The 23,711-nt window shown below is 61.3% G+C and carries 20 protein-coding genes and 1 tRNA gene; 9 read left to right on the top strand and 12 right to left on the bottom strand.

Annotated elements, in window-relative coordinates; all coding sequences use genetic code 11:
* Window positions 1-489: 489 nt before the first annotated feature.
* The gene (locus AC1RJW_RS21965) at window positions 490-945 is read left to right on the top strand and encodes a hypothetical protein (protein WP_493046851.1); all 456 of its coding nucleotides are present in this window, start codon (window positions 490-492) and stop codon (window positions 943-945) included.
* A gap of 5 nt (window positions 946-950) precedes the next feature.
* On the opposite strand, the gene AC1RJW_RS21960 is transcribed toward AC1RJW_RS21965, so the two are convergent.
* The 11 genes from AC1RJW_RS21960 to cysS all read right to left on the bottom strand — a co-directional run bounded on the left by AC1RJW_RS21960 (window position 951) and on the right by cysS (window position 15,125).
* Complete coding sequence (locus AC1RJW_RS21960) at window positions 951-2,099, bottom strand: FAD-dependent oxidoreductase (protein WP_493046850.1); 1,149 nt, start codon at window positions 2,097-2,099, stop codon at window positions 951-953.
* Window positions 2,099-4,246, bottom strand: a complete 2,148-nt coding sequence (locus AC1RJW_RS21955) for a LodA/GoxA family CTQ-dependent oxidase (RefSeq protein ID WP_493046849.1) — start codon at window positions 4,244-4,246, stop codon at window positions 2,099-2,101. Before AC1RJW_RS21955 ends, AC1RJW_RS21960 begins: the two co-directional genes overlap by 1 nt.
* Before the next feature lie 47 nt (window positions 4,247-4,293).
* Window positions 4,294-4,653: a hypothetical protein gene (locus AC1RJW_RS21950; RefSeq protein ID WP_493046848.1), complete on the bottom strand. Its 360-nt coding sequence runs from the start codon at window positions 4,651-4,653 to the stop codon at window positions 4,294-4,296.
* Window positions 4,650-6,359, bottom strand: coding sequence for a tyrosinase family protein (locus AC1RJW_RS21945; RefSeq protein WP_493046847.1), 1,710 nt, complete (start codon window positions 6,357-6,359; stop codon window positions 4,650-4,652). The genes AC1RJW_RS21950 and AC1RJW_RS21945 overlap by 4 nt, the downstream gene beginning before the upstream one ends.
* A gap of 67 nt (window positions 6,360-6,426) precedes the next feature.
* On the bottom strand, window positions 6,427-8,472 hold the full coding sequence (locus AC1RJW_RS21940) for a multicopper oxidase family protein (protein ID WP_493046846.1): 2,046 nt from the start codon (window positions 8,470-8,472) through the stop codon (window positions 6,427-6,429).
* A gap of 350 nt (window positions 8,473-8,822) precedes the next feature.
* A tRNA-Ser gene (locus tag AC1RJW_RS21935) sits at window positions 8,823-8,915 on the bottom strand.
* Between the two features lie 110 nt (window positions 8,916-9,025).
* Window positions 9,026-10,273: an aspartate kinase gene (locus AC1RJW_RS21930; RefSeq protein WP_152252529.1), complete on the bottom strand. Its 1,248-nt coding sequence runs from the start codon at window positions 10,271-10,273 to the stop codon at window positions 9,026-9,028.
* 196 nt (window positions 10,274-10,469) lie between these two features.
* The gene (gene tilS / locus AC1RJW_RS21925; RefSeq protein WP_493046845.1) at window positions 10,470-11,888 is read right to left on the bottom strand and encodes a tRNA lysidine(34) synthetase TilS; all 1,419 of its coding nucleotides are present in this window, start codon (window positions 11,886-11,888) and stop codon (window positions 10,470-10,472) included.
* 100 nt (window positions 11,889-11,988) lie between these two features.
* Window positions 11,989-12,963, bottom strand: coding sequence for an acetyl-CoA carboxylase carboxyltransferase subunit alpha (locus AC1RJW_RS21920; protein ID WP_034784047.1), 975 nt, complete (start codon window positions 12,961-12,963; stop codon window positions 11,989-11,991).
* 54 nt (window positions 12,964-13,017) lie between these two features.
* The gene (locus AC1RJW_RS21915) at window positions 13,018-13,731 is read right to left on the bottom strand and encodes a DNA-3-methyladenine glycosylase family protein (RefSeq protein WP_493047071.1); all 714 of its coding nucleotides are present in this window, start codon (window positions 13,729-13,731) and stop codon (window positions 13,018-13,020) included.
* Window positions 13,731-15,125: a cysteine--tRNA ligase gene (gene cysS / locus AC1RJW_RS21910; RefSeq protein WP_493046844.1), complete on the bottom strand. Its 1,395-nt coding sequence runs from the start codon at window positions 15,123-15,125 to the stop codon at window positions 13,731-13,733. Before cysS ends, AC1RJW_RS21915 begins: the two co-directional genes overlap by 1 nt.
* Window positions 15,126-15,403: 278 nt before the next feature.
* Between cysS and AC1RJW_RS21905 the strand changes: the two genes are divergently transcribed.
* From AC1RJW_RS21905 to AC1RJW_RS21890, 4 genes are all read left to right on the top strand, one after another.
* Entirely contained in the window at window positions 15,404-16,033 is a 630-nt protein-coding gene (locus AC1RJW_RS21905) for a peptidylprolyl isomerase (RefSeq protein ID WP_493046843.1), read from the top strand.
* 73 nt (window positions 16,034-16,106) lie between these two features.
* Window positions 16,107-16,598 carry a peptidylprolyl isomerase gene (locus AC1RJW_RS21900; RefSeq protein WP_071326571.1) on the top strand — a complete coding sequence of 164 codons (492 nt, stop codon included), beginning with the start codon at window positions 16,107-16,109 and terminating at the stop codon, window positions 16,596-16,598.
* Window positions 16,599-16,684: 86 nt separating this feature from the next.
* Window positions 16,685-17,431: a UDP-2,3-diacylglucosamine diphosphatase gene (locus AC1RJW_RS21895; RefSeq protein ID WP_475417831.1), complete on the top strand. Its 747-nt coding sequence runs from the start codon at window positions 16,685-16,687 to the stop codon at window positions 17,429-17,431.
* Window positions 17,432-17,500: 69 nt separating this feature from the next.
* Window positions 17,501-18,244, top strand: a complete 744-nt coding sequence (locus AC1RJW_RS21890) for a DUF72 domain-containing protein (protein ID WP_493046842.1) — start codon at window positions 17,501-17,503, stop codon at window positions 18,242-18,244.
* Here the strand turns inward: AC1RJW_RS21890 and AC1RJW_RS21885 are convergent.
* Window positions 18,241-20,556: an NHL repeat-containing protein gene (locus AC1RJW_RS21885; RefSeq protein WP_493046841.1), complete on the bottom strand. Its 2,316-nt coding sequence runs from the start codon at window positions 20,554-20,556 to the stop codon at window positions 18,241-18,243. The two genes, AC1RJW_RS21890 and AC1RJW_RS21885, sit on opposite strands and share 4 nt — an antisense overlap.
* Before the next feature lie 166 nt (window positions 20,557-20,722).
* Between AC1RJW_RS21885 and AC1RJW_RS21880 the strand changes: the two genes are divergently transcribed.
* The 4 genes from AC1RJW_RS21880 (at window position 20,723) to AC1RJW_RS21865 (ending at window position 23,690) form a co-directional block, all read left to right on the top strand.
* Window positions 20,723-21,103: a GntR family transcriptional regulator gene (locus tag AC1RJW_RS21880; RefSeq protein ID WP_139091276.1), complete on the top strand. Its 381-nt coding sequence runs from the start codon at window positions 20,723-20,725 to the stop codon at window positions 21,101-21,103.
* Window positions 21,100-21,972, top strand: coding sequence for an ABC transporter ATP-binding protein (locus tag AC1RJW_RS21875; RefSeq protein ID WP_493046840.1), 873 nt, complete (start codon window positions 21,100-21,102; stop codon window positions 21,970-21,972). The genes AC1RJW_RS21880 and AC1RJW_RS21875 overlap by 4 nt, the downstream gene beginning before the upstream one ends.
* A complete protein-coding gene (locus tag AC1RJW_RS21870) occupies window positions 21,969-22,970 on the top strand; it encodes a hypothetical protein (RefSeq protein WP_493046839.1) in 1,002 nt (333 codons plus the stop codon). The genes AC1RJW_RS21875 and AC1RJW_RS21870 overlap by 4 nt, the downstream gene beginning before the upstream one ends.
* A 474-nt stretch (window positions 22,971-23,444) precedes the next feature.
* Window positions 23,445-23,690 carry a hypothetical protein gene (locus AC1RJW_RS21865; RefSeq protein WP_493046838.1) on the top strand — a complete coding sequence of 82 codons (246 nt, stop codon included), beginning with the start codon at window positions 23,445-23,447 and terminating at the stop codon, window positions 23,688-23,690.
* Window positions 23,691-23,711 lie beyond the last annotated feature (21 nt).

The following is a 23,711-nucleotide window of genomic DNA, read 5'->3' as shown; positions in this document are numbered from 1 at the left end:
CGACCCGGAATGCGGCACGCGCACGCTGCCCATCATCTACCGCGTCGTGTATGTGGAGAGCAACGAGCATTACCTGATGCAGATCCACAAGCGCTACGAGCGCGAGGGCGTGACGGGTACCGTGATCGACGTCTCCGCCTCGACCGATGGACAGACGCACGCGCATGAATTCGGTCACTGCTATGGCTTGCCGGACGAATACTCGTACGTGGCGGGCGACGACGAGACCGTCAAGTACAAAAAACCGGACGGCACCTGGGACGCGCCCGTGCCGTCGCTGTCGGATGACGAGGAACCGGAACCGGCCGCTGCCAACATCATGAATTCGGCCGGTTCCGTCATCATCCGCGACCGTCATGCCTGGCAGATCGCCATCGAAGTGCAGGAATTGCTGCGCACGAAAATAGGACGGAAAATCAAATGCGATATCATCCTGAACGGCTCCTAAGCGCGCTGCTTGCGCTGTCCATTCAACTCACAGGAAACGCCATGCCGAACGACGTTCTTTCCATCAGCGCCCACTGCCTCGACAATCCCGCCTGCATTTTCACGGGCAGCGACATGCGCATCGAGGTGCTCATCAAGAATACCGGCACGGCGGCGGTCGGGTATCCGCTCGAGTACATTCAGCAGCGCGGCCCCAACCTGCGCCTGATCGACAACGTGAGCGAGCAAAGCCAGGTATTGAAGACGGGCCTGGCGAAGCACGCGCTCAAGCGTGACTTCACCCCCATCGGGCCAGGCCAGTCGGTGGCGCTGCACACCATCATCAAGAATACGGAGCTGCTGCTGTTCCGCAAGGAGTTCGTCGACGTGACGGCCGAAATCGGCGTCTCGGCCGGCATCCAGGTGGCGGGCAGCGAGGAAGCGCTGCCCTTCAAGGGCGGCGCCAGTCTGAAGATCATCGGCAAGGATACGCTGGAACGCGAGGCGCAGCGGCGATAAGACCGCTAGCGCACCTGCGCACCGGCATGCAGCCGGCGCCAGAATGGCGCGGAGGGCCAGCGCTGCTCCCAGCCGTAATACTGCTGGCGCAGCTGCAGGTACTGCGCATGGCGCTGCGCCACCGTGTGCGCCACCGCGCCCAGGGTGGCGTGGCCGGCGATGGCGCCGGCGGCCGCCATGCCGTCGGCCAGCGCCTTGACGATGCCTTGCGAGGTGACGGGATCATAGGCCGAGGCGGCGTCGCCGATGGCCAGCCAGCCGTCGCCATGCAGCTGGTCGAGGCAGTAGGACGGCGCGGGGAAGCTCTGCACCCCGCCCGCCAGCGGCAGCGTGCCGCGGACCAGCGCGGCCGTGTTGGGCGCGGCCGCCAGCCATGCCAGCCAGTGCCCGGCATGCTGCAGGCGCCGCGCCTTGACGGTGGCCGCATCGCTGTAGAACGCCAGCAGCAAGGTGGCGTCGGGCAGATGGGCGCCATACCACCAGCCATGTTCGACGGCTTCCAGGTGCGTCAAGCCGGATCGGACAGCATCGGGCGCGGCGAAACGCATGGCCAGGCAGACCAGCGGCAGCGTTTCCACCTTGCGGCTGCCCCGCTGGCGCGCAAAGACGGCGCGCGTGCCGCTGGCGTCGACCACCAGGTCGGCATGGATGGCGGCCGGGCGCGGCTGCGCCGGATCGCCCAGTATCAATTCCAGGGCAAAGCCGCCGCCTTCCACCGGCGCCGACGCGACCAGGCTGGCGCGCAACAGCACTTCCGTTCCACGCAAGCGCGCCTGCCGCGCCAGGAAACCATTGAAACGGGAACGCTCCAGGTGCCAGCCGTGGCCCAGCGGATGCAGCAGCGCGTCGTTGTAGCCGCGCTTGTCGCTGCCCCACCAGGAACAGCTGCCATGGCAAGGCGCGTGCGCCTCGGCGAAAAAATCCTGCGCGATGCCCAGCGCTTGGAACAGACGGTTGGCTTCGGGCGGAATGCTCTCGCCGATGCGAAATGGCGCGTAGTCGCCCGCCGCCTCGATCACGAGCACGTCCTGCACGCCATGCTGCGCCAGCGCCAGCGCGCAGGCGCAGCCGGCAGGGCCGCCGCCGACGATGACGACCCGGTAGCGCTGCCGCGATGGCCCTGCCGCGCCGGGACTATCCGTTACCGCCGCCATCAGGGCTTCGGCTTCGGCCGGTACACCTTGTCGATGGCCGTATTGCGCCAATACTCGACCAGGTTGCTTTCGTCGCTGTCAAACAGGCTTTCGACTTCCAGGTAGTAATCCTTGCAGATGGCCTTCTCGCCAGCCTTGCACGCAATCGCGGTGCTTTGCACCACCACGCCGATGCGGTGCCAGTTCAGCAGGAACTGCGCGCGGTCCTGGTAGCGGCCAACATGCATGGCGGGCCGGTCGATTTCCGCATCTTCCGGAGTGCTCGACGGCACCTCATCGGCCCGCGTGCCCTTGCCCCGCACGGAGTAGCGCGGCGTCGTCAATTCGCCGCCGTTGGCGACGACATCGTCGTACGTGTACACGGCCACGGGCCGCTGCGCCGGCCAGGAGGAATACAGCAAGGTGTTGTAGCCATTGCCCTTGATCGCCGTGGCCGCATCGATCGCCTGCTGGTTATTGAGTACCTTGCCGCCGGGATTCGGATCGGGCAGATGCGTGGCGCACGAGTTGTAATCGGTATGCCACGGCAGGGCCATGAACTTCGACACGTCGCCGGGCTGCACCTCGCCGCCGCGCAGCGGCATATAGCCGGCGCCGAGGAAGGGCTGGTCCCTGACGGCGGCCCGGTAATCGAGAGGCTGTGCATTGATGCGGAACGGGCCGCCGGCATCATGGCGCCGCCACGCCTGCCGGTACAGGCCCGGGTCGCGCACGATAAAGCCCATCTCGATGCCGGGGCTGTAGCGGCCGCCCAGGCAATTGAACAGGACGGTACGGTCGAGCGCTTCCCCGGCGCCCAGCAGGAAATTGCCGCTGTCGGCCACATACCGGCCATGCGCCCACTGATCCATGAAAAAATACTGGGCCCGGGTCAGGGTCAGCAGGCTGCTGCCCGCATCGCCCAGCGACAGCGGCATTTGCGGCCGCAGCGACGGCGCCCCCGTCTGGTCGGGATGGCGGATGAAATTCATGATCGGGTAGGTCAGGCCTTCCGCCGTCATCTTGCCCAGCAAGTCGTGCTCCTTGATCGCCCTGGCCGGCAGGCTGGTCGTCCATCGCTGCAACGAGGCCGCGCGCAGGATGGGCCGGACATCGGTGCCGAAATTGCTCCGGTAACCCGTCTGGTAACTGCCATCCGCATAGACGGCGGGCTGCAGCGCCATCTTTTCCAGCCAGGTGCAATACAGGTCATCCCACAGCGTTACGACGTTCGCCGTTTGCGGCGCGTACGACGGGTCGCTCGATACCACCCAGGCGCTGCCCTCGACGCTGCGCGCCGTGCCGTCGGCGAAGAGCAGCATGGCCGTGACGGGACCATCGGCCACGTCATCGAACCAGTTATCGTTGTTGACATTGTCGTGCAGGACGGCGGCGGCCGAATAATTGCCTTGCGCATCGAAGCCGCATGCCTTGCCATAGCCGCCCAGCACCAGCAGGCGGCCATTCCTTTCCGTCGAGATGGCGCCCAGCGAGGCGATGATGGCGCCCGGTGCACCGCCATCCGCACCAGGCGGCCCGCCGCGGGGAAACGACACAGGATAGGCGGGCAAGGGGTGCACGGCGCCGCTGGCGGCATCCGCGCAGGAAGGTTCGGTGGCCGCATCGAACTGCACCAGCGCCTGGCGCGATGCCTGCACCGTGCGCGGCCCCGCGTCGATGACCAGCAGTGTGCGGCGCTGCAGGTCGTCGCCGATGAAGTCCTTGTTGCGCATGTCCGGCTGGCGGCCATGCTCGAAGGGCGCCACGCCTTCCCCTCCCACCCAGCTATTGGCTTTCTTGTTGGCCAGATGCACGGTCCAGACGATGTCCTTGACGATCTTGCCACCGACCATGCTGCCGATGGCCACTTCGGCCGCCGCGCCCCGCCTGCCCAGCGGATAGCTTTCCACGCCGTCCGCTGCGTCGAAAGCATACTGGTAAATCCGGAAGCGGGCCGCCTGCCGCTTGAGCTTTCCGCTGGCGTCGCGCAACTCGGTGCTCGCGATGGTCGTGTCTTCCGTACCGGGCCGTATCGGCAAGCCTCCCGTGCCATCCTGGCCATCGAGCGGCATGCCGGCCAGGCTTTCCGGGCCCAGATAATATGCTTCGCTGTTGCCGACGCGGGCGATGCCGATGGCCGGGTGAATTCTCAAACCTGTGTATGCCATGCTGAACTCCTGATCATCAAGGGTGTCTGTGCCGGTTGGACCAAGAGTCACGGCTGCATGCCGTCCCTGACCCACTGGTCGAAGATGTCGATGCCCTCCTGCGGCATCGGGCCGTCGGGCGGCATCGGGTGCGGCGCGGACTTGACATACTCGCCTTCCCGCCCTCCCGGTGCGCGCAGGCGATGCACGGCCTCCACCAGCCATTTTTCGTTGCGGCTGTCATAGTCGTAACCGTGGATGGCCACCTGGATTTGCCAGGCAAACGCCTTCACGCTCGCATAGTCGTTCAGATACAGGCGCTGCACGCCCGTCGATGCGGGATTCGACAGCTTGACCTTGTTCATGTCGGCCACATAGCGGGAAAACAGGCCCTGCACATCGCGCTTGAAGCTGATCCGTTCGCTCATGGCTTGCTCTCCTCATACGTGGGTTCGGCAGGTTTGCGGCGGTCGACGACCTGGATCACGGGCGTGGAAAAATCGCCTTGCCGGATCAGGCCGCGGCCCTTGTCATTGGTGGTGATGGCCGCCGTGATGCGCCAGGCCTGCCCGTGTTTTTTGGGGACCAGGCTGTCGACGATGCCGGTAATATCCGTTTCGATCACGTACTTGTCATGCCGGTGGGCGCCGGACAAGGCCCAGTGGCTGGTGCTGGTGACCAGGTAGCGGTCGCGAAACGACTTGTCGCCGATGCGCGCGCTCACGTTGACGGGATACAGGTAGATATCCGCCTGAAAACTGTAGTCTTCCTCGGCATCCGCACGGTCCAGCACCATATTGGCCCGCTTGTCCCTGGCCACCGGCCGCGCCGGGATGTTGTAGGCAGCCGTGACGGTGAGATCGGGCCTGGCGACCGCGCCATCGGCCGCATCGTCGCTGAGCAGTGCGGCGAACAGGCTTTTCTGGTTGTCGCCAAACACGAAGCCCGCCTGCTGGTGCCGGTCGATCAAGGCCTGGATATCTTTCTTGCGGGCAAACTCGCCGCCATACCGCGGCTGGAAGGCATAGCCCTGCCGGAGGGTATCGAAGTACAGTTCCGCCTGGCCCATGTTGGCCGTGTAGTCGCCCGAATCGCTGCGCGGGTCGTCGCCGCTGCCGGCGCTCCAGCCGACGGGCCGGGGCAGGCTGGCGTCCTGTTCGCTGCGCATGAACGCCGTGCGCCCGCTGCCGCGTATGCCGGCATCGCCATGCTCGTCGAGCCACTTCTCGAAACTGTAATCGAGGAAATTATGGAAGGCGTAAAACAGCGGATCGAGGCCGGCCGTGACGTTGTCGCCCATATTGCCGCCCATGTAGGTGGCGTGCATGTGATTATGGATCTTCGTCTCCAGGTTGCCGCCGCCCAGGCTGCCGTATTCGTCGCCGCCGAAATCGGCCCAATCCATGTAGTAGATCTGGTAGGCCAGCAAATTGGGCGAGGCCGTGGCCAGCGAGCTGTCCAGCCCTTCCTTGTTGCGCGTGGCATCGTACAGCGGCGAATCGACGTCCTCGAACGCTTTCGGATAGCGCACGCCGCTGGGCTTGCGGGTGAAATTCCAGTACGGCAGCGCGACGTCGCGCGTGCTGGGGCCCCGTTCGCCGTCCGGGTCGGCTGCCTGCAGCGCCTGCTCATAAAAGTACAGTTGCGCCCGGTGCCATTGCAGGAAGGTGTTCTTCTGGTGCTCGCACTCGCCCGGGAATTCCTCGTGCGCGTTGTCCTCGGTCGCCACCTTGTCGAGAAAATAGGCAATGTCGCAGCTGTTGCGCGTCGGAGCGCCCAGCAGCTGTTTCAGCCTGTCGCCGGGCAAGGCCGCCTGGCGGTCGTTGAAGACGTCGACGGAGGGGCAGTTATGCACCCAGGCCTGCCACAGGAAGCCGCGCCGGTCGTATACGTTTTCCTGGCTCTTGCGTTTCATCTCGCTCACCGCATGCTTGAAGGCGCCAAGCTCGGCCGGGGTCAGTTCATCGATATTCTTGCGGTAGCGCACGATGCGCGCGCCGCCCTGCTCTGCCTGGTCCGGCAACGCGGGAAGGCAGCGGGCGACAGCCAGCTCGCCCGTGCCGGCGCCGGCATGGCCGCCGGCCAGCGCGCAGCCGGCCAGCAGGGAAAGGGTCAAGGTTTTCATGCGTAACATGGGCAGACGCTCCAGAGGCAGGTTGGGAGAGGCGGAAACGCGCCAGGCGCACTCCCGCCAGGAACGGTCAGTGGCCGTGTCCGCCCATGTCGCCGCCGCCCTTGCCATCCGGCAGCACCACCTTGACGTTTTGCATCATGCCCTGGTCTTCATGCTCAAGGATGTGGCAATGCAGCACGTATTCGCCGATGTAGCGCTGATAGCGCGTGGCGATCTCGATCTTGTGGTCCTTTATCACCAGCAAGGTGTCTTTCCACGTGCCGATCAAGTCCTTGTATTGCGCGTCGACCGTGCCGCCGTCGGTGCGCGTGATGCCGATGATCTGGAAAGGATTGACGTGGATATGGAAGGGATGATTGCCCTTCTTCGACGCGAGCTCCCAAATCTGCTCGGTGCCCAATACCAGCGTGTGGTCGATGCGGTGCGGATCATAGACGTACTTCATCTCGGGTGTCGGCGAGTCTTCCGGCTTGCCTTCCACCATGAAACGGAACTTGCCATCCACCTTGGCGATATTGAAGGTCGCATACTCCTTCTTCTTGCCGCGCATCGCTTCCTTTGCCGCTTCGCTGAAGCTGGCGTGCGGCACAAACTTGCCGAGCTTGAGTCCATTCTCAAGGTCCCCGAGGATGGTGTTCTTGACGCTATCGGGCAGCTGGACGCCGGGCAGGCTCTTGACGGCGTTGCGCAACTCGGCCAGCAGGAAATCGCGCGGCGATTCGCCCGCCCTGGCGCGGGCGGACGCCTTGGCATTGGTCTTGGCGGCGATCACGGCGATCAGGCGCGTGTTGTTGACGTCATGCATCGTCGTCATGTTATTGACGTTGGTTTCCGCATACACGCAATACGCGCCGGCTTTCGGCAGCGAAAACAGGATGTCGCTGCGGTAGCCCGGCTGCAGGTAATTCAAAGTCTTGGGGATGATTTTGTCGTGCGTCAAGCCGTCGCTGGCCACCTCGAATTGCGTGACGTCCTCGCCATTGCACAAATCCATCACATCCTTGTCCTGGTTCGCCACGCCAAGCGCCTGGAACAGCTTTTGCGGATCGTTGGCGCGGCGGATGCGCAGCACCACGCTTGCCTGGAAACCCGTATCGATCATGCGCCAGCGGTACAGGCGCTGCGTCTTCATCTTCAGCACCGGCTGCACCTTGCCGTTGACGGAGGTGTACCGGCCCGACATCAGCCAGGCATCCGGATCTTCGACCTGATCGAAATCCTCCAGCACGCCTACCCCATCCGTGGGGCACGGCTTCGTCGGCGTCAGGCTGTTGCTGGGGCAGTCATACGGAATTTGCTGCAGCAGCATCACCTCGCCAGCGCTGCCGCTGCCATCGTCCGGCTGGAATTGTTTCAGTATCACATCGAGGTCGCCATTCGCTGTCGCCGTCGGATAACGGTCGCCTTCGACCACCAGCGCGCCGGCCATGCCGCTGGCGACCTGCATCGCCGTCGCGCCATGCTGGTGCGGGTGATACCAGAACGTGCCGGCCGGATGGTCGATGGGAATATTGTATTCATACTCGAAATCCACGCCCGGCTTGATCGATATCAACACATTGTCGCTATTGCCCGAAGGGGAGACCCACAGGCCGTGCGAGTGCAGATTCGTGTCGTTGAAGCAGCCGCGCGGACGCGGCGCATTGGTATCGGCCGTGGCGCACTGCTCGGCCGGCAGCGCCGGCAACTGGTTATACAACTTGAAGCGCACGGTTTGCCCCGGCGCCATCACCACGGTGGGCGCCATGAAGGTGGCCGCATTCTCGTCGCGCCCATCGAGCGCCAGGCCGTTCGTCTGCTGGTAGGAACGCAGGCGCACCTTGTCATGCTTGGCCGTGGTCGGGTTATAGATGGTGCCGTTGGCATAGCGGATGTACATGTCATACGACTTTTCAAACTCGTCGCGCTTGCTCGCCGCGCGGTTGGCGGGCCTGGCGCGCGTCTTCAGCTTTGGCGGCTCCTGCAACAGGCGCAGCTCCAGGTTCGGCACGGACTTCAGATTCAGGTCGAGATTCCGATTGACGGTGCTTTCCGCGGCGAAGGCGCTACCCAAGGCAAACGGCATGGCGGCCAGGCACAGCAGCGTGCGCCTGCGGGGAAGACGATAGGACATGACAACTCCTCGATTGGACTCGGCAATGGAAGCATGGCTGGGCATGCGTATTTTTTATTAGTAACATTGCTATTATCCATAATGACAAAGAGTCAATACTCACACTAAGTCACTTGTTGTTTTTATTGTGAGGGGCACTGATTGTGGGCTGATGCGATGGGAGCGCTTGCCGCTAGTGCCTGAGATGAGGGGACGGCGTTGGCCGCTGTGCGGCCAACGGGGCCGCGCGGAGCGCGGCAGATGGGCGATTCGGAGAGGACTGGGCCGGCACGGCCCAGTCCTTCGAATCCCACCGTTCCGTCCAGACAAATAAAAAAGCCTCCCGCAGGGGAGGCTTTTTTATTTGATTCTGGCGGAGACGGTGGGATTCGAACCCACGATACAGGTATAAGCCGTATGCATCCTTAGCAGGGATGTGCCTTCGGCCACTCGGCCACGTCTCCTAGCTGATTACTCAACTATGTCTCTGTAGCTAACTGCGCTGCAGCGACGAACGTCATAATATCGATTGCCCCCCCTTTGGTCAAGGGCGTGGGGCAATATTTTTGGATATTTAAGCTTTTTCCAGCTCGAACGCTTTATGCAGCGCGCGCACGGCCAGTTCCATGTACTTTTCATCGATCAGCACGGAGATCTTGATCTCGGAAGTGGAGATCATCATGATGTTGATGCCCTCTTCCGACAAGGTACGGAACATTTGCGATGCGACGCCCACGTGGCTGCGCATGCCCACGCCGACGACGGACAGTTTCGACACTTTCGCGTCGCCCGTGATGCTGGCCGCGCCCAGCGCTTCGCGGTTCGCTTCCAGCACGGCCAGCGCACGCGTGTATTCGCCGCGCGAGACGGTGAAGGTGAAATCCGTTTTACCGTCGACCGACTGATTCTGTATGATCATGTCGACTTCGATATTCGCGTCGGCCACCGGTCCCAGGATGTGGTACGCCACGCCTGGACGGTCGGGCACGCCGAGCACGGTGATTTTGGCTTCATCGCGGTTGAAGGCGATGCCGGAGATGACTGCTTGTTCCATGTTTGTATCTTCCTCAAACGAAATCAGGGTGCCTGAATTGGCTTCTATTTCCAGCGGCAACATCGGGTCGGTCAGCGACGACAGCACGCGCGTGGGCACGCGGTAGTTGCCGGCGAATTCCACCGAACGCGTTTGCAGCACTTTGGAACCCAGCGAAGCCAGTTCCAGCATTTCTTCAAAGGTGATGGTCTTCAGGCGGCGCGCCTCGGAGACCACGCGCGGGTCGGTCGTGTAGACGCCGTCGACGTCCGTGAAGATCAGGCATTCGGCCGCCTTCATGGCGGCGGCGATCGCCACGGCCGAGGTATCGGAACCGCCGCGGCCCAGGGTCGCGATGTTGTCGTGCTCGTCGACGCCCTGGAAACCGGTAATGATGACGATCTTGCCCGCATCGAGGTCGCGTTTGACTTTTTCGTCATCGATCGACTGGATGCGTGCCTTGGTAAAGGCGGAATCGGTCTTGATCGCGACTTGCCAGCCAGCATAGGATACGGCTTGTTTGCCGATCGCCAGCAGTGCCATCGACAATAGGCCGACGGACACCTGTTCGCCTGTCGAGGCGATCATGTCAAGTTCACGGGGATCGGGTTGATCCATGATTTCCTTGGCCAGTCCAATCAGGCGGTTCGTTTCGCCCGACATGGCGGATGGCACCACCACGATTTGATGCCCAGCGTCGTGCCACTTGGCAACGCGCTTGGCGACATTCTTGATACGGTCAGTCGAGCCCATCGACGTACCGCCATATTTGTGGACGATTAAAGCCATAAGAGTGAAGTTTCCGCTCAAGAAGAATAAAAAAGGAGGGCTTTACTCTACATGCCGCAATGCAAAATAACAAGCTAAAAAGCGCATTAGCTCATACCGATTGCGTATATGGAAATAACCAATTCATGCAGTCCAGCTGGCTTGAGCAGCCACTTGCCGGCCACCCCGAGAGCGGCCGTGGCAGCTGCCCCTGCGCTCAGCAGGACACCCAGCGCAGGGCGACGCGGGGACGATCCAGCAGACTCAGACAATGGCAATCGAGGCCAATACCAGCCGCATACAGCAATTGTTGCGCCGCACAGACAAGGGGCAGGCGTTCGCGCTCCCAGGCGGGCACGTCGAACGCCTGGTAATGGTATTTCAAGCTCTTGGTGGGACGGTTCAAGGCCAGTTTCAGGCGCTCGCCGCCTTGGCGGAAGTCGATGGTCAAGGTTTGAGCTTGCAACCAGGCAATATCGATACCTTGCCCTCCCTCTTCCACCGCATCGAAATGCAGCACGCCGCCATACGCGGGAAACGCCAGGCTCGCCTCGCCTTTCCAGGAAAATTGCTGGCTGGCCTTTTCCAGGCCGGGAATGCCCGCGTCGTCACGCTCGCGCATGCCGGCCAGCTCAATCAGCTTCGGCGTCAGATATAAACGGTCGCGGTGGCGCCGCACGTGGCATTCGGGATGCGTGACCAGCAGTTGCGCATCGGGCCGCGCCTCCAGCAATTGCGCCAGCATTTCCGCCAGCCATGCCGTCGACGGCATGCGCAAGCCGCGCGTGCCGAACCAGTGGCGCAGCAGGTTGTAGCAGCGGTCCGCGCTTAATTCCCGCAATTTCGCCAGTTCGATGCAGTCGCCATCGAGGCACATTGCCAAATCCTGCGTCGCCAGTTCCGTCAGCAGGCGCTGTGCCGATTGCGCATGCTGGGCGCTGCGGGCGAAACGCTCCTGGAAACCGGGAAACGCCTGCGCCAGCACGGGCATCACCTGGTGCCGCAGGGCATTGCGGGCAAAGCGGGGATCGTCGTTCGATTCGTCGTGGACGTGCGCGATCGCATGGCTCGCCACATACGCTTCGAGTTGTTTGCGCGACACGGAAAGCAAGGGGCGCGCCATCACCAGGTCCGGGTTGCCCAGCAGCTCGGGCGCACTGTTGGCGCCATCCATGCCGGACAGGCCCGCCGTGCCCGAGCCGCGCAGCAATTGCAGCAGCACCGTTTCCGCCTGGTCATCCTGGTGGTGGGCCGTCAGCAGCAGGCGCACGCCGTGCGCGGCGCACAGCTCGCCCAGGGCCGCATAACGGCGCTTGCGGGCCGCCTCTTCCGTGCCCGTCTTCGCGTTCTTTTCCAGGGTGACCTTGCGCGCCTCGAAGGCGACACCCATGCCGGCGCACGCCTGCTCGCAGTGCGCCAGCCAGGCATCCGCGTTCGGGCTCAGGCCGTGGTGCACGTGAAACGCGTGCAAGGCCACGCCGTGCTCTTGCGCCCAGGCATGCGCCAGGTGCAGCAGGGCCGCGGAATCGAGGCCGCCGCTGAGGGCGATGCCGACCGTCTCGCCGGCTTGTGGTCCGCAGGTTTCCAGCGCGCGGGCGAAGATATCGGCGACGGTGGCGGTTTGTTGCTTTTTCATAATACTCCAGGAATGCAAAGAGGGACAGGTGACCAAACGACTCCTGTCGTCTGGCTGCCTGTCCCCGGTGTTCTTGCTGCCGGCCTGCGCCGGCGATGATTTACTCGCTCGGCGTGGTTTCCTTGAACTTGCCGTAGCTCAGCAGTTTTTCATGCCGCGCGGCCAGCAAGTCCTTGGTTTTCATGCCCTGGAACTGGCGCAGGGTGTCGGCCAGTGCGCGTTTGAGCAAGGTCGCCATCTGTTTCGGATCGCGGTGGGCGCCGCCCAGCGGTTCGTTGATGATCTTGTCGATCAGGCCCATGGCTTTCAGGCGGTGGGCAGTCAGGCCCAGCGCTTCGGCCGCGTCGGAGGCGCGCTCGGCGCTCTTCCACAGGATCGAGGCGCAGCCTTCCGGCGAAATCACGGCATACGTCGAGTATTGCAGCATCAGCACGGCATCGCCCACGGCGATCGCCAGCGCGCCGCCGGAACCGCCTTCACCGATGATGGTGGCGATCAGCGGCACTTTCAGCTCGGCCATCACGTACAGGTTGTGGCCGATGGCTTCCGACTGGCCGCGCTCTTCCGCGTCGATGCCGGGGAAGGCGCCTGGCGTGTCAACGAAGGTGAAGATGGGCAGGTTGAACTTTTCAGCCACTTTCATCAGACGCATGGCCTTGCGGTAGCCTTCCGGTTTCGGCATGCCGAAATTGCGCATGGCGCGCTCCTTCGTGTCGCGGCCCTTCTGGTGGCCGATGACCATGCACGGCTGGCCATTGAAGCGGGCCAGGCCGCCGACGACGGACAGATCGTCCGCGTAGCTGCGGTCGCCATGCAATTCGTGGAAATCGGTAAAGATTTCATTCACGTAATCCATGGTGTAGGGGCGTTGCGGGTGACGCGCGATCTGCGCCACTTGCCATGGCGTCAGCTTGGCGTAGATATCTTTGGTCAGCTGCTGGCTCTTCTTGGCCAGGCGGTCGATCTCTTCCGAGATGTCGACGGCCGAATCGTCTTGCACGAAGCGCAACTCTTCGATCTTGGAATCGAGTTCCGCTATCGGCTGTTCAAAATTGAGGAAAGTCGTTTTAGTCATTGTACCTCCAGGTTTTACCGGCCACGGCGCCAGGGCGCGCGGCGTCATCTATGTTTATTTTACCGTACCGGCTGGGGCGCCGGGGGCTGCATCGGGTGCGGCAGGGGCGGCTGCAGGGTCGAGACTGCGCCACAGATACCACGTCGCCACGGTGCGCCACGGTTCCCAATTGGCGGAAACTTCGCGCGCATCGCTGCGGGAAACGGGTTCGCCGGAGAAGTAATTGACGCTGATGCCCTGGATCAAACCAGGGTCGTCGAGCGGCAAGACATTCGGCCGGAGCAGATTAAATATCAGAAACATCTCGGCTGTCCAGCGGCCGATGCCGCGGATCTGCACCAGTTCGGCGATGACGGCTTCGTCATCCATCTGGTCCCACTGGCTCGCGTGCACGCGCTTGGCCTTGAAATGGTCGGCCAGGTCGAGGATGTATTCGGTCTTGCGTTTGGACAAGCCGCAAGCGGACAATTGCTCGGCGCCTGCCTTCAATACTTGCGAAGGCGTGCATTTCTGGCAAGCCAGCAGCAGCTTTTTCCAGGCGGCATCCGCCGCCTTGGGCGTGATCTGCTGGCCCACCAGCGAACGGGCCAGGGTGGTAAACGGGTCGCTGTGGCCGACCAGGTGCAGGTCGCCAAATTGCGGGATGAGCTTTTTCATGATGCGGTCGCGCTTCATCAGCTCGATCTTCGCCTCTTCCCAGTAGTGCGGCACCTGGATCACCTGCGCAGCGACTACTGGCGCTTCCCCGTTTTCCCTGGACGTTGGCATCATGCGCGGCGCCAGTTGGTCGAGCCGTCAGGCTTGTCTTCAAGAATGATGCCTGCGGCCAACAATTCGGCGCGGATCTTGTCCGATGCGGCAAAGTCGCGCGCCTTTTTCGCCGCGCTGCGCGCCGCAATCGCCGCTTCGATGCCGGCCGCCTCGTCCTGGCCGCCGGCGGCGCCGACAGTTGCCTGCAGGAATTGCTGCGGCGTGCGTTCCAGCAAGCCGAACACGCCCGCCAGACCCTTCAATTGACGCGCCAGGGTGGGCGACTTGCTCTTGTTGACTTCCGTCGCCAGGTCGAACAGGGCCGCCACGGCCAGCGGCGTGTTGAAATCATCGTCCATCGCTTCGCGCACGCGCACGGCATGCGCTTCGCTCCAGTCGATGGCGCCCTCTTCCACCGCCACGTCGGCCAGCGCCGTGTACAGACGCGTCAGCGACAGGCGCGCGTCGTCCAGATGCACGTCCGAGTAATTCAGGGGGCTGCGGTAGTGCGCGCGCAGGATGAAGAAGCGGATCACCTCGGCATCGAATTTTTGCAGCACTTCGCGGATGGTGAAGAAATTGCCGAGCGACTTGGACATCTTTTCATTGTCCAGGCGCACGAAACCATTATGTATCCAGTAATTCACGCTGGTGTGGCCGAACGCGCCTTCGGATTGGGCGATCTCGTTTTCGTGGTGCGGAAATTGCAAGTCCGCGCCGCCGCCGTGGATGTCGAACTGTTCACCGAGCAAGGCGCAGGACATGGCCGAGCATTCGATATGCCAGCCCGGGCGGCCCTTGCCCCACTTCGAATCCCATTTGACTTCTTCCGGCTCGGACTCCTTCGACGACTTCCACAGCACGAAGTCGAGCGGATCGCGCTTGCCCGTGTTGACGTCGACACGCTCGCCCGCGCGCAGGTCGTCGAGCGACTTGCCCGACAGCTTGCCGTAGTGGGGGAAATTGCGCACGGCGTAGTTCACGTCGCCGTCCGCGCCCTGGTAGGCCAGGTCCTTCGCTTCCAGCTGCTCGATCAGGCGCAGCATCTGCGGCACGTATTCGGTGGCGCGCGGCGTATGGTCCGGCGTCAGGATGCCCAGCGCGGCCGTGTCTTCATCCATGTACTGGGTGAAACGCGTCGTCAGCTGGGAAATCGTCTCGCCGTTTTCCACGGCGCGGCGGATGATCTTGTCGTCGATGTCCGTAATATTGCGCACATACGTGACGTCGAAGCCGGAGGCTTTCAGCCAGCGGTAGATGACGTCGAACGCCATCATCATGCGCGCATGGCCGATATGGCAATAATCGTAGATGGTCATGCCGCACACGTACATGCGTACCTTGCCCGCTTCCATCGGGACGAATACCTGCTTCTCGCGAGCCAGGGTGTTGTAAATCTTTAGATTGCTCATCGTACTTTGCAAGTGGAGCGGCCGCCAGCCTGGCAAAACGACAGACAGGCGCGGACACCGGGGGTGCCGCGCCACTGAACTGCCGTGTGCGCCGAAAACTGTCGACCCGCTATATTGTTGTTCTTGTTTGTTAGAATTGGGGCGTTAGCGGTCAAGTATAACATTGATAAAAACCATACTGGCCCGATATGAATCAGGTTTTTACGATGTTCAACCGAATTTTCAGTTCTTTACAATTAAAGCAAGTTTAGAGAAAAATAACGATCAAGGACGCCTTCATGCAAGAAACCAAATCGAAACGCCTGTCTTTCCTGGCCCGCTTTTGCACCCTGTTTGCCGGCCTGACCCTGGGCAGCGCCGTCGTGGCGGCCGCTCCGGCAACCGCCCTCGACCCCACGCCGCACGTGGCCCTGAAAACCAGCATGGGCGAGATCGTGCTGGAACTGGATCAGGAAAAAGCCCCGAAAAGCGTGGCCAATTTCTTGCAGTACGTCAAAAGCGGTTATTACAAGGGTACCGTGTTTCACCGCGTCATCGACGGCTTCATGATACAGGGCGGCGGCTTCGACAAGAACATGAAGCAGAAAGCCACCAAGGCGCCGATCAGGAATGAAGCGCAAAACGGCTTGCAAAACGTCACCTACAGCATCGCCATGGCGCGCACGGGCGACCCGCATTCGGCCACCGCGCAATTCTTTATCAACGTCAACGACAACGGCGCGCTCGACTACCCTGGCCGCGACGGCTTCGGCTACACGGTGTTCGGCAAAGTCATCAAAGGCATGGACGTGGTCGACAAGATCAAGGCCGTGCCTGTGGCCGACAAGGGACCGCACCAGAACGTGCCCGTCACCCCCGTCGTGATCGAATCGGCGACTTTACTCAAAACAGCGCCCGCAAAACTGTAAAATAGCGTTTTTGCGGCGCCGGCCTGCCCGGCGCCGCTGAATCAATTATTCATCCAATTTATTAAGGATCATCATGACCTCCGTCATCATCACCACCAATCTGGGCAAGATCACCGCTGAACTGGACGCCGAGAAAGCGCCGAAAACGGTTGCCAACTTCCTGGCCTACATGAAAGCCGGTCACTACGACAACACGATTTTCCACCGCGTCATCGACGGCTTCATGATCCAGGGCGGCGGTTTCGAGCCAGGCATGAAACAGAAGCCTGCCGACACCACCGTGGAAAACGAAGCCAAGAACGGCCTGAAAAACGATACCTACACCCTGGCCATGGCCCGCACGTCGGATCCGCATTCGGCATCGGCCCAGTTCTTCATCAACATCAAGAACAACAGCTTCCTCGACTATCCAGGCCAGGACGGCTGGGGCTACGCCGTGTTCGGTAAAGTTACCGACGGCAAGGAAGTCGTCGACGCCATCCGCGCCGTGAAAACCTCGCGCGCCGGCATGTTCGCCGACGTGCCAGTGACCGACGTCATCATCGAAAAAGTAGAAGCCGCGTAATTCGGCTCTGGCATCATGAATAACAGGCATTGCCGCGTTGGCGCCTCTCCATGTACATCACTTTTTGGGAGCGTTGAACGATGACAATGCCTGCCGCACTCTTTATTTCCGACCTGCATCTGCAGAGCTCGCACCCGCGCACCAGCGCGGCATTTCTTTCCTTTCTGGAACACCATGCGCAATATGCGCAGGCACTGTATCTATTAGGCGACCTGTTCGAATACTGGGCCGGCGACGATGACCTGGAAGACCCGTTCAATGCGCGCATGACGGCTGCCATCCGCGCCGTCAGCGATGCTGGCGTGCACGTCTACTGGATCGCCGGCAACCGCGATTTCCTCGTCGGCTCCGGCTTTGCCGCCGCCGCCGGCGCCACCCTGCTCAGCGAACCGCACGTGGCCACGATTGCCGGCCGGCGCATCGTCTTGCTGCATGGCGACGCCGAATGCACGAAAGACGTCAGCTACATGGAGTTTCGCGCCATGGTGCGCCAGCCCGCCTGGCAAAAGCAGTTCCTGTCCATGCCGCTGGCGCAGCGCAAGGCCATCATCGACGGTTTGCGTCAAAGCAGCCGCGAGCACAATGGCGAAAAATCCATGGACATCATGGATGTCACCCCCGACGCTGTCGCCCAAGTATTTGCCGAACACGCGAGCACCGTCATGATCCACGGCCATACGCACCGCCCTGCCGTGCATAAAGTTGACGAAACCTTGCGCTATGTCCTGCCCGACTGGGAATGCGACGTGGAACCGCAGCGCGGCGGCTGGATCGCCATCGATGCGCGCGGCAACATCACGCGCCACGATCTCAGCGGCGACATCATCGACTAGGCTTGCGCCGACCGCAGCACGGGCGTTTGTCCGATAGCCGCGCCCGCCTGGCCTTGCTGTAATGGCGCCATGCACACTGTTTATATCGGCACGGCCGGCTGGAGCATCTCCAGCGCCGCCGCCAGCCACCTTCCCCTCGATGGCAGCCACCTGCAGCGCTATGCCCAGGTGCTGGATTGCGTGGAAATCAACAGCTCGTTCTACCGCTCGCACCAGCCGTCAACCTACGCGCGCTGGGCCGCCAGCGTGCCCGAGCATTTCCGCTTCAGCGTGAAATTGCCACGCAGCATCACGCACGAACGGCGTTTGCGCGAGGGCACGGCGGAACTCGACCGCTTTGCGGGGGAGATATTGCAGTTGGGAAATAAACTGGGCTGCGTGCTGGTCCAGCTGCCGCCCAGCCTGCGTTTCGAGGGGGCCGAGGCCAGCGCATTTTTCCATGCACTGCGCCAGCGCTTCGACGGCATGCTCGCTTGCGAGGCGCGCCATCCCAGCTGGTTCGAAACGGAGGCGACCGAGCTGCTCACGCAGCAGGCCATCACACGCGTACGCGCCGATCCGCCCGCCGGCCAGCCGGGGCTGCACGTGCCGACCACGGATGCCGCCTACGTGCGCCTGCACGGCAGCCCGCGGATTTACTACTCGGACTATCCTGCCGACTACCTGGCGACCCTGGCCAATGAATTGGCCGCACGGCCGCCAGCGAACAGCTGGTGCATCTTCGACAATACGGCGGCCGGGGCCGCCCTGTGCAATGCGCTGGACTTGCAGGCGCGGCTGAGGGATGCGTCAGCCGCGCAACCGTGCACCTAGGGCAAGGGCGTCTGGATCAGGGCCTGGGCGGTAAAGCCATAGAACACACCGTTACCGATGGCGAAAGTGCTCAGTACAGGAGAACCCCAGCCTAGTTGCGGCGTAGAAATGACACCGGCACTGTCGATTCTGCGTATGCCGTCTTGACCACCCGTGTACAGATTGTCGTTGGCATCTATTGCCAATGGAAAATAGTCACCTGCCATCAGGCTTCCGGTTCCCGGCGGACCATCCTTTCCATCGCTCCGCAAGGAGGTGCCGGCAAAATGGCTGACATCCCCACTCTGCGCCACTTTGAAGATCACATGATGCTGGATGTCTTCAAAGTAGAGCGCTCCGCGGCGGTCGACGGCCAGGCTGGCCGCTGAAATATAGTCACGCGTGCCAAGCTTTCCATTCAATACCTTCATGGCATTCTCGAAGGGCATCAACAAGGCGAACTCGCCGCCCGGCGGACGCCGGTAAATGCCGTTGCCTGCATTATTCACCCAATAAACATTATCTTGCTGATCGACCGCCAGCGCGAAGCGCGTGCCATACGAAACCGGCAATTCCGCAATACTGGATACCTCACCCTGTTTGTTGATCTTGCGTAAGACAAGCCATGGCATGCCATGATATTGGTCAGCAAAATACAGGTTGCCTTCCCTGTCAAATGCCATGGCCACCGGCCCCTGCAGGGTCGCGGTACCGCGCGCTCCATCGACACGGCCGTCTTTGCCCGCCATCCCCGCAAAGAGGCTGGCCGCGCCATCGGGCGTCACGCGACGGATGACCTTGTTGACGTCGTCGGCCAGGTAGACATTCCCCGCCGCATCCGCCACGACGGCTCGCGCGTAGCCCAACGTCAAGCGCGCGGCAGCGCCAACGCCATCGACGAGGCCGATATGTCCCGGCAAGGCAGGCACCGTTGACAGTACGCCATTGCGCTCCAGCTTGCGCAGCATATGTCGGCCCAGGTCATACACGACCAAGGCGCCGGACGGATCGAGCAGCATATCATTGAGCTGCTTGAAACCTGGCGCCTGACCGTTCGCATCAGGCATGCCAGCACCGAGCACGGTGCTCACCCTGCCGTCTGCCTGCACTTTCCGAATGCTGCCGCCATCGGCCAGCAGTAACTCGCCATCGCGGTTGAACTGCATGCCGCGAATGCGGAAAAAGCTGGCAGCGCCACCGGTACCGTCGACAGAAGAATTCTGCGAGCGGTTCCCCGCCACCTTGACCGCCAGGCCATTGTGGATGCGGAATAGATAAGAACCGGTGGCATCGGCAAAATAAACGCTGCCAGCGGAATCGAGCGCAAGTCGGCCCACGCGTTGAAAGTCGCTGCTGACTTCAGGCATAGGAGCAAATGTCCATGCCAGGGTGCTGACCATACCATTTGCCGTGACGCGGCGTATGGTATTTTTGTGTGCATCGACCAGCAATACATCACCGTTCACATCGATGGCCAAGCTGCCCGGCAAACCTAAGCGGGCTTGGTCCTTCTGTCCATCAACATACGCAGACGCCGGCTCAAGATCATCAGCCTCACAACTGCTGCGCCGCTGGCCAGCAACCGTACTAACCATGCCTGCTGGCGTGATCTTGCGCAACACGGCGTGACAGTAGTCACTCACAAAAAGATTCGCCTGGCGATCAATTGCCAGACGGGAACCCTCGATAAAGGAAAACGTGGCGCTTGACACCGGGCCGTCATCTACGCCACGCTTGCCCATCACGCCCGCATACACGCTCAAGGTGCCGTCGGTACCCAGTTTATGGATCACTTGATTGCCCGCATCGGCGATATAGTAGTTGCCAGCGGCATCACTGACCATACCTGCCAGCCGCTGGATTTTCTCCTGCATCCCGGCGAGCACGACAGGCAGACAACGCACGACCAGCGTACCGACATCCGCATTGCCCATCGTTGCCGAGCCTTGCGCGATGCTGCAGCCTAGCCCCTCGGAGGCACTGTCGACCTTGCCTTGATAAGCCGTCCCTGCCGCCAGCTTGCCGGCAAAGCTGAAGGGACCGTTAGCCGTAACGGTCACCTTATCCACGCCGTTCGTCAGCACGACGCTGGTGCCAGGCAGCAGGCCGCTAACCGTGCCACCCAACAAGTAAGTTGATGTTTCGACTGGTGGCACTGGCGTGGCCGTGCCACCGCTGGAACCGCCGCCACATGCGCTCAGTCCGGCCAGCAGGGCGACGCTACAGCCGACACGCCTAAACAGATTGTGCAATTCGTCATATCGATTAATCATTGCTGCTTTCATGGTAACTGGCGATGATTTTCGCCAGAAGCTATCAAATAATTTTTTCAAACACGCAATATTATAGTTTCCACATGGTTGGAAAGCGTCAAACTGTTGACATTTGCATTTTCACTGTTATAGTTAACTACAACACCAACTCAATACATCACGGAGCCACCATGCCGACAGCATTTTTCACGCGCCGCACCGCCCCGCCCTTGTGGGAGCGCATCCCATGAGCGCGGAATGGAACGACAATAGCCCCATCTACCGCCAGCTCAAGGCCAGAGTGGTGGGCATGATGCTCGATGGCGTGCTGCAGTCCGGCGACGCCCTGCCTTCGGTGCGCCAGGTGGCGGCCGATTATCAATTGAATCCCATCACGGTTTCGCGCGCCTACCAGGAACTGGTCGACGATGCCCTGGTGGAAAAACGCAGAGGACTCGGTATGTATGTCTTGGAAGGCGCCCGCGACAAATTGCTGGCCAGTGAACGCGAGCGCTTCATGCGCGAAGAATGGCCGGCGATGCTGGAACGCATCACGCAACTGGGCCTTAACCTCGAGCAACTATTGCAGGCGAGCCGCGACAGTGGCGCACATGGAGAGAGCGCATGAATGCATTGAACAAGGACAGCGTCATCAGCGCACGCGGCCTGCGCAAGCAGTATGGCAAGCAGGTCGCCATCGACGGCATCAGCTTCGATATCGCGCCGGGGCGCATCGTCGGCTTGATCGGGCCGAACGGTTCAGGCAAGACCACCACCCTGAAAGCCATCCTGGGCCTGACGGGCTTCGATGGCGAGCTGTCGGTACTGGGGCGCGATCCGCGCGTGCAGCGCGACGCGCTGATGGACGACGTGTGCTTCATCGCCGACGTGGCCATCCTGCCGGGCTGGCTGCGCGTGGCCGACGCCATCGATTTCATTGCTGGCGTGCATCCACGTTTCGACCGCAGCAAGGCCGAACGCTACCTGGCGCACACCAAGCTGGCGCCGAAGATGAAGGTCAAGGCCATGTCGAAAGGCATGGTGGTACAGCTGCACCTGGCGCTGGTGATGGCCATCGACGCCAAACTGCTGGTGCTCGACGAGCCGACCCTGGGCCTGGACATTCTGTACCGCAAGCAGTTCTACCAGAACTTGCTGGAAGACTATTTCGATGAAAACAAGACCATCGTCATCACCACGCACCAGATCGAGGAAGTGGAACACATCCTGAGCGACCTGATGTTCATTCGCGACGGCAAGATCGTGCTGGCCTCGAGCATGGAAGAAGTGGGCGAGCGCTATATCGAGGTGATGGTGGGCCCGCAGCACGTCAATCCGGCGCGCGCCCTGCAGCCGATCAGCGAACGCAGCGTGTTCGGCAAGTCGGTGATGCTGTTCGACGGCGTCGCCCGCACCCAGCTGGCCGCCCTGGGCGAAGTCCGCACACCCAGCCTGGCTGACCTGTTTGTCGCGACCATGAAAGGATCGTACCAATGAGTATTTCCCCTGCCAACAAGATGCAATGGCTGATCCGGCGTGAATTGTGGGAACACAAGGGCATGCTGGTGTGGACGCCCGCCCTGATCGGCATCGTCATGACCGTGCTGGGCGCCCTGATGACGATAGGCACCATCGCCAAGACCAAGATGCGCACGGCGCTCATCGTCAATGGCGAGGAAGTGTCCTGGAGCACCGTCTTCAACACCCGCACCTTCGGTCCGCGCCGTACGGAAATCATCGACGCCGTTGCCAACAACTATACCTACGCGGCGGCGCCGCTGTTCCTGGCGCTGGGCTTCCTGGTGTTTTTCTATTGCCTGAGCGCCCTGCATGACGACCGCCGCGACCGCAGCGTGCTGTTCTGGAAATCGCTGCCCATCTCGGATGCGCAGACGGTGCTGTCGAAAGCGGCCATCGCCCTGCTCGTCGCACCGCTGATCGTGGCCGCTGCCGCCAGCGTGACTTCGCTGCTTCTGGTCCTGATCCTGAGCGGCGTGCTGGCGGCCAACGGCATCCACGTGTTTGCCGAACTGCTCGCTACCCCCGGCCTGTACCTGGGACCGCTGCGCGTGTTCGGCTTGCTGCCCGTGTATTGTCTGTGGGCCTTGCCGACGGTCGGCTGGCTGCTGATGGTATCGAGCTGGGCCAGGTCGAAAGTCTTCCTGTGGGCCGTCGGCGTGCCGCTGCTCTTGCTCATCCTGGCCGTCTGGGCCGGCAAGCTGACGCAGACGGAAAGCGGCATCGACTGGATACAGATGAACGTCATCGGGCGCGCCCTGCTGGGCACCCTCCCCGGCAGCTGGTATCTGTTCGAGCCGGGACTGCTGCCGCACATGCACGCCCTGGCAGAAGGGGGATCGCACATGACGCGCATCGATGTATTCAGCAATTCCTGGTCCAGCCTGGCCTTGCCATCCGCCTGGCTAGGGGCGGCGGCAGGCGCGGCACTGATTTACGCCGCCATCCGCCTGCGCCGCTGGCGCGAGGAAGGCTGACAGCGCAATCTCGCTGCCCCATAAAAAACGCCCCGCCCGCCGGGGCGTTTTCCATTTTTATGCCACCCACCCCTCTGAAATAATAACTACCTTACTGATAGTTATTATGAAAAATCGCGCCCGCGACATCACGACTATTTATTCGATAGTATTAGTCCGATATAAAAATTACAAATAATTATTTCTATCGTATTTTATTACCAATCACATTTGATAATCGTCAGCCGAAAAAACAACAACTAGCAATTCGATAGCAAGATGGTTTTTTGGATAAAAGGCGCAGAAATACGGTAACACGGCAAAAAATTCAGCCTGAAAAAGTCATCGCGTGACAATCCGTGAGAATTATCGTGCGTAACGCCGGACAGAATAGCGTCATGGAAAATGATCAAAATGAAATTGGAAGTTTCAAAATTGAAACTATTCTCAGAGTGGGATCCAGTGCATGCCACATAAAAAGGCGTCCGCCTGCCAGTGCATCTGGCCGCACAAGTCCTTTGCCGGCGCAACAAAATACAAGAAAACGGCGATACGCAAAACAAATATGAAAATGATATTTTCAATATTGTTGAAGTAGCGCTCTTTTGCCCCAGCGTTTTTTTTCCAATTATGTTTTACTTGCCACTATCAGCATCGGAAACACCAGAGTTCGACCTCGGCCCAAGCCTCGCCGGAGCAAGCAAGGAAACGAAGCAGATTATTAATTTTTTATTATTTTAAAAGATTGATCGAACACATAAC

Source organism: Janthinobacterium sp. GW822-FHT07A03, from assembly GCF_058798815.1.
Note: the sequence above shows the minus strand (reverse complement) of the source record. Positions and strands in the feature narration are given on the sequence as shown.

Excerpts from the sequence above, each read along its gene's own strand:
- AC1RJW_RS21890 (WP_493046842.1), top strand. The coding sequence starts at position 17,501 with ATGCACACTGTTTATATCGGCACGGCCGGCTGGAGCATCTCCAGCGCC.
- AC1RJW_RS21895 (WP_475417831.1), top strand. The coding sequence starts at position 16,685 with ATGCCTGCCGCACTCTTTATTTCCGACCTGCATCTGCAGAGCTCGCAC.
- AC1RJW_RS21950 (WP_493046848.1), bottom strand. The coding sequence starts at position 4,653 with ATGAGCGAACGGATCAGCTTCAAGCGCGATGTGCAGGGCCTGTTTTCC.
- AC1RJW_RS21905 (WP_493046843.1), top strand. The coding sequence starts at position 15,404 with ATGCAAGAAACCAAATCGAAACGCCTGTCTTTCCTGGCCCGCTTTTGC.
- AC1RJW_RS21940 (WP_493046846.1), bottom strand. The coding sequence starts at position 8,472 with ATGTCCTATCGTCTTCCCCGCAGGCGCACGCTGCTGTGCCTGGCCGCC.
- AC1RJW_RS21960 (WP_493046850.1), bottom strand. The coding sequence starts at position 2,099 with ATGGCGGCGGTAACGGATAGTCCCGGCGCGGCAGGGCCATCGCGGCAG.
- AC1RJW_RS21875 (WP_493046840.1), top strand. The coding sequence starts at position 21,100 with ATGAATGCATTGAACAAGGACAGCGTCATCAGCGCACGCGGCCTGCGC.
- AC1RJW_RS21900 (WP_071326571.1), top strand. The coding sequence starts at position 16,107 with ATGACCTCCGTCATCATCACCACCAATCTGGGCAAGATCACCGCTGAA.
- AC1RJW_RS21965 (WP_493046851.1), top strand. The coding sequence starts at position 490 with ATGCCGAACGACGTTCTTTCCATCAGCGCCCACTGCCTCGACAATCCC.
- tilS (WP_493046845.1), bottom strand. The coding sequence starts at position 11,888 with ATGAAAAAGCAACAAACCGCCACCGTCGCCGATATCTTCGCCCGCGCG.
- AC1RJW_RS21880 (WP_139091276.1), top strand. The coding sequence starts at position 20,723 with ATGAGCGCGGAATGGAACGACAATAGCCCCATCTACCGCCAGCTCAAG.
- AC1RJW_RS21920 (WP_034784047.1), bottom strand. The coding sequence starts at position 12,963 with ATGACTAAAACGACTTTCCTCAATTTTGAACAGCCGATAGCGGAACTC.
- AC1RJW_RS21945 (WP_493046847.1), bottom strand. The coding sequence starts at position 6,359 with ATGTTACGCATGAAAACCTTGACCCTTTCCCTGCTGGCCGGCTGCGCG.
- AC1RJW_RS21955 (WP_493046849.1), bottom strand. The coding sequence starts at position 4,246 with ATGGCATACACAGGTTTGAGAATTCACCCGGCCATCGGCATCGCCCGC.
- AC1RJW_RS21930 (WP_152252529.1), bottom strand. The coding sequence starts at position 10,273 with ATGGCTTTAATCGTCCACAAATATGGCGGTACGTCGATGGGCTCGACT.
- AC1RJW_RS21915 (WP_493047071.1), bottom strand. The coding sequence starts at position 13,731 with ATGCCAACGTCCAGGGAAAACGGGGAAGCGCCAGTAGTCGCTGCGCAG.
- cysS (WP_493046844.1), bottom strand. The coding sequence starts at position 15,125 with ATGAGCAATCTAAAGATTTACAACACCCTGGCTCGCGAGAAGCAGGTA.
- AC1RJW_RS21870 (WP_493046839.1), top strand. The coding sequence starts at position 21,969 with ATGAGTATTTCCCCTGCCAACAAGATGCAATGGCTGATCCGGCGTGAA.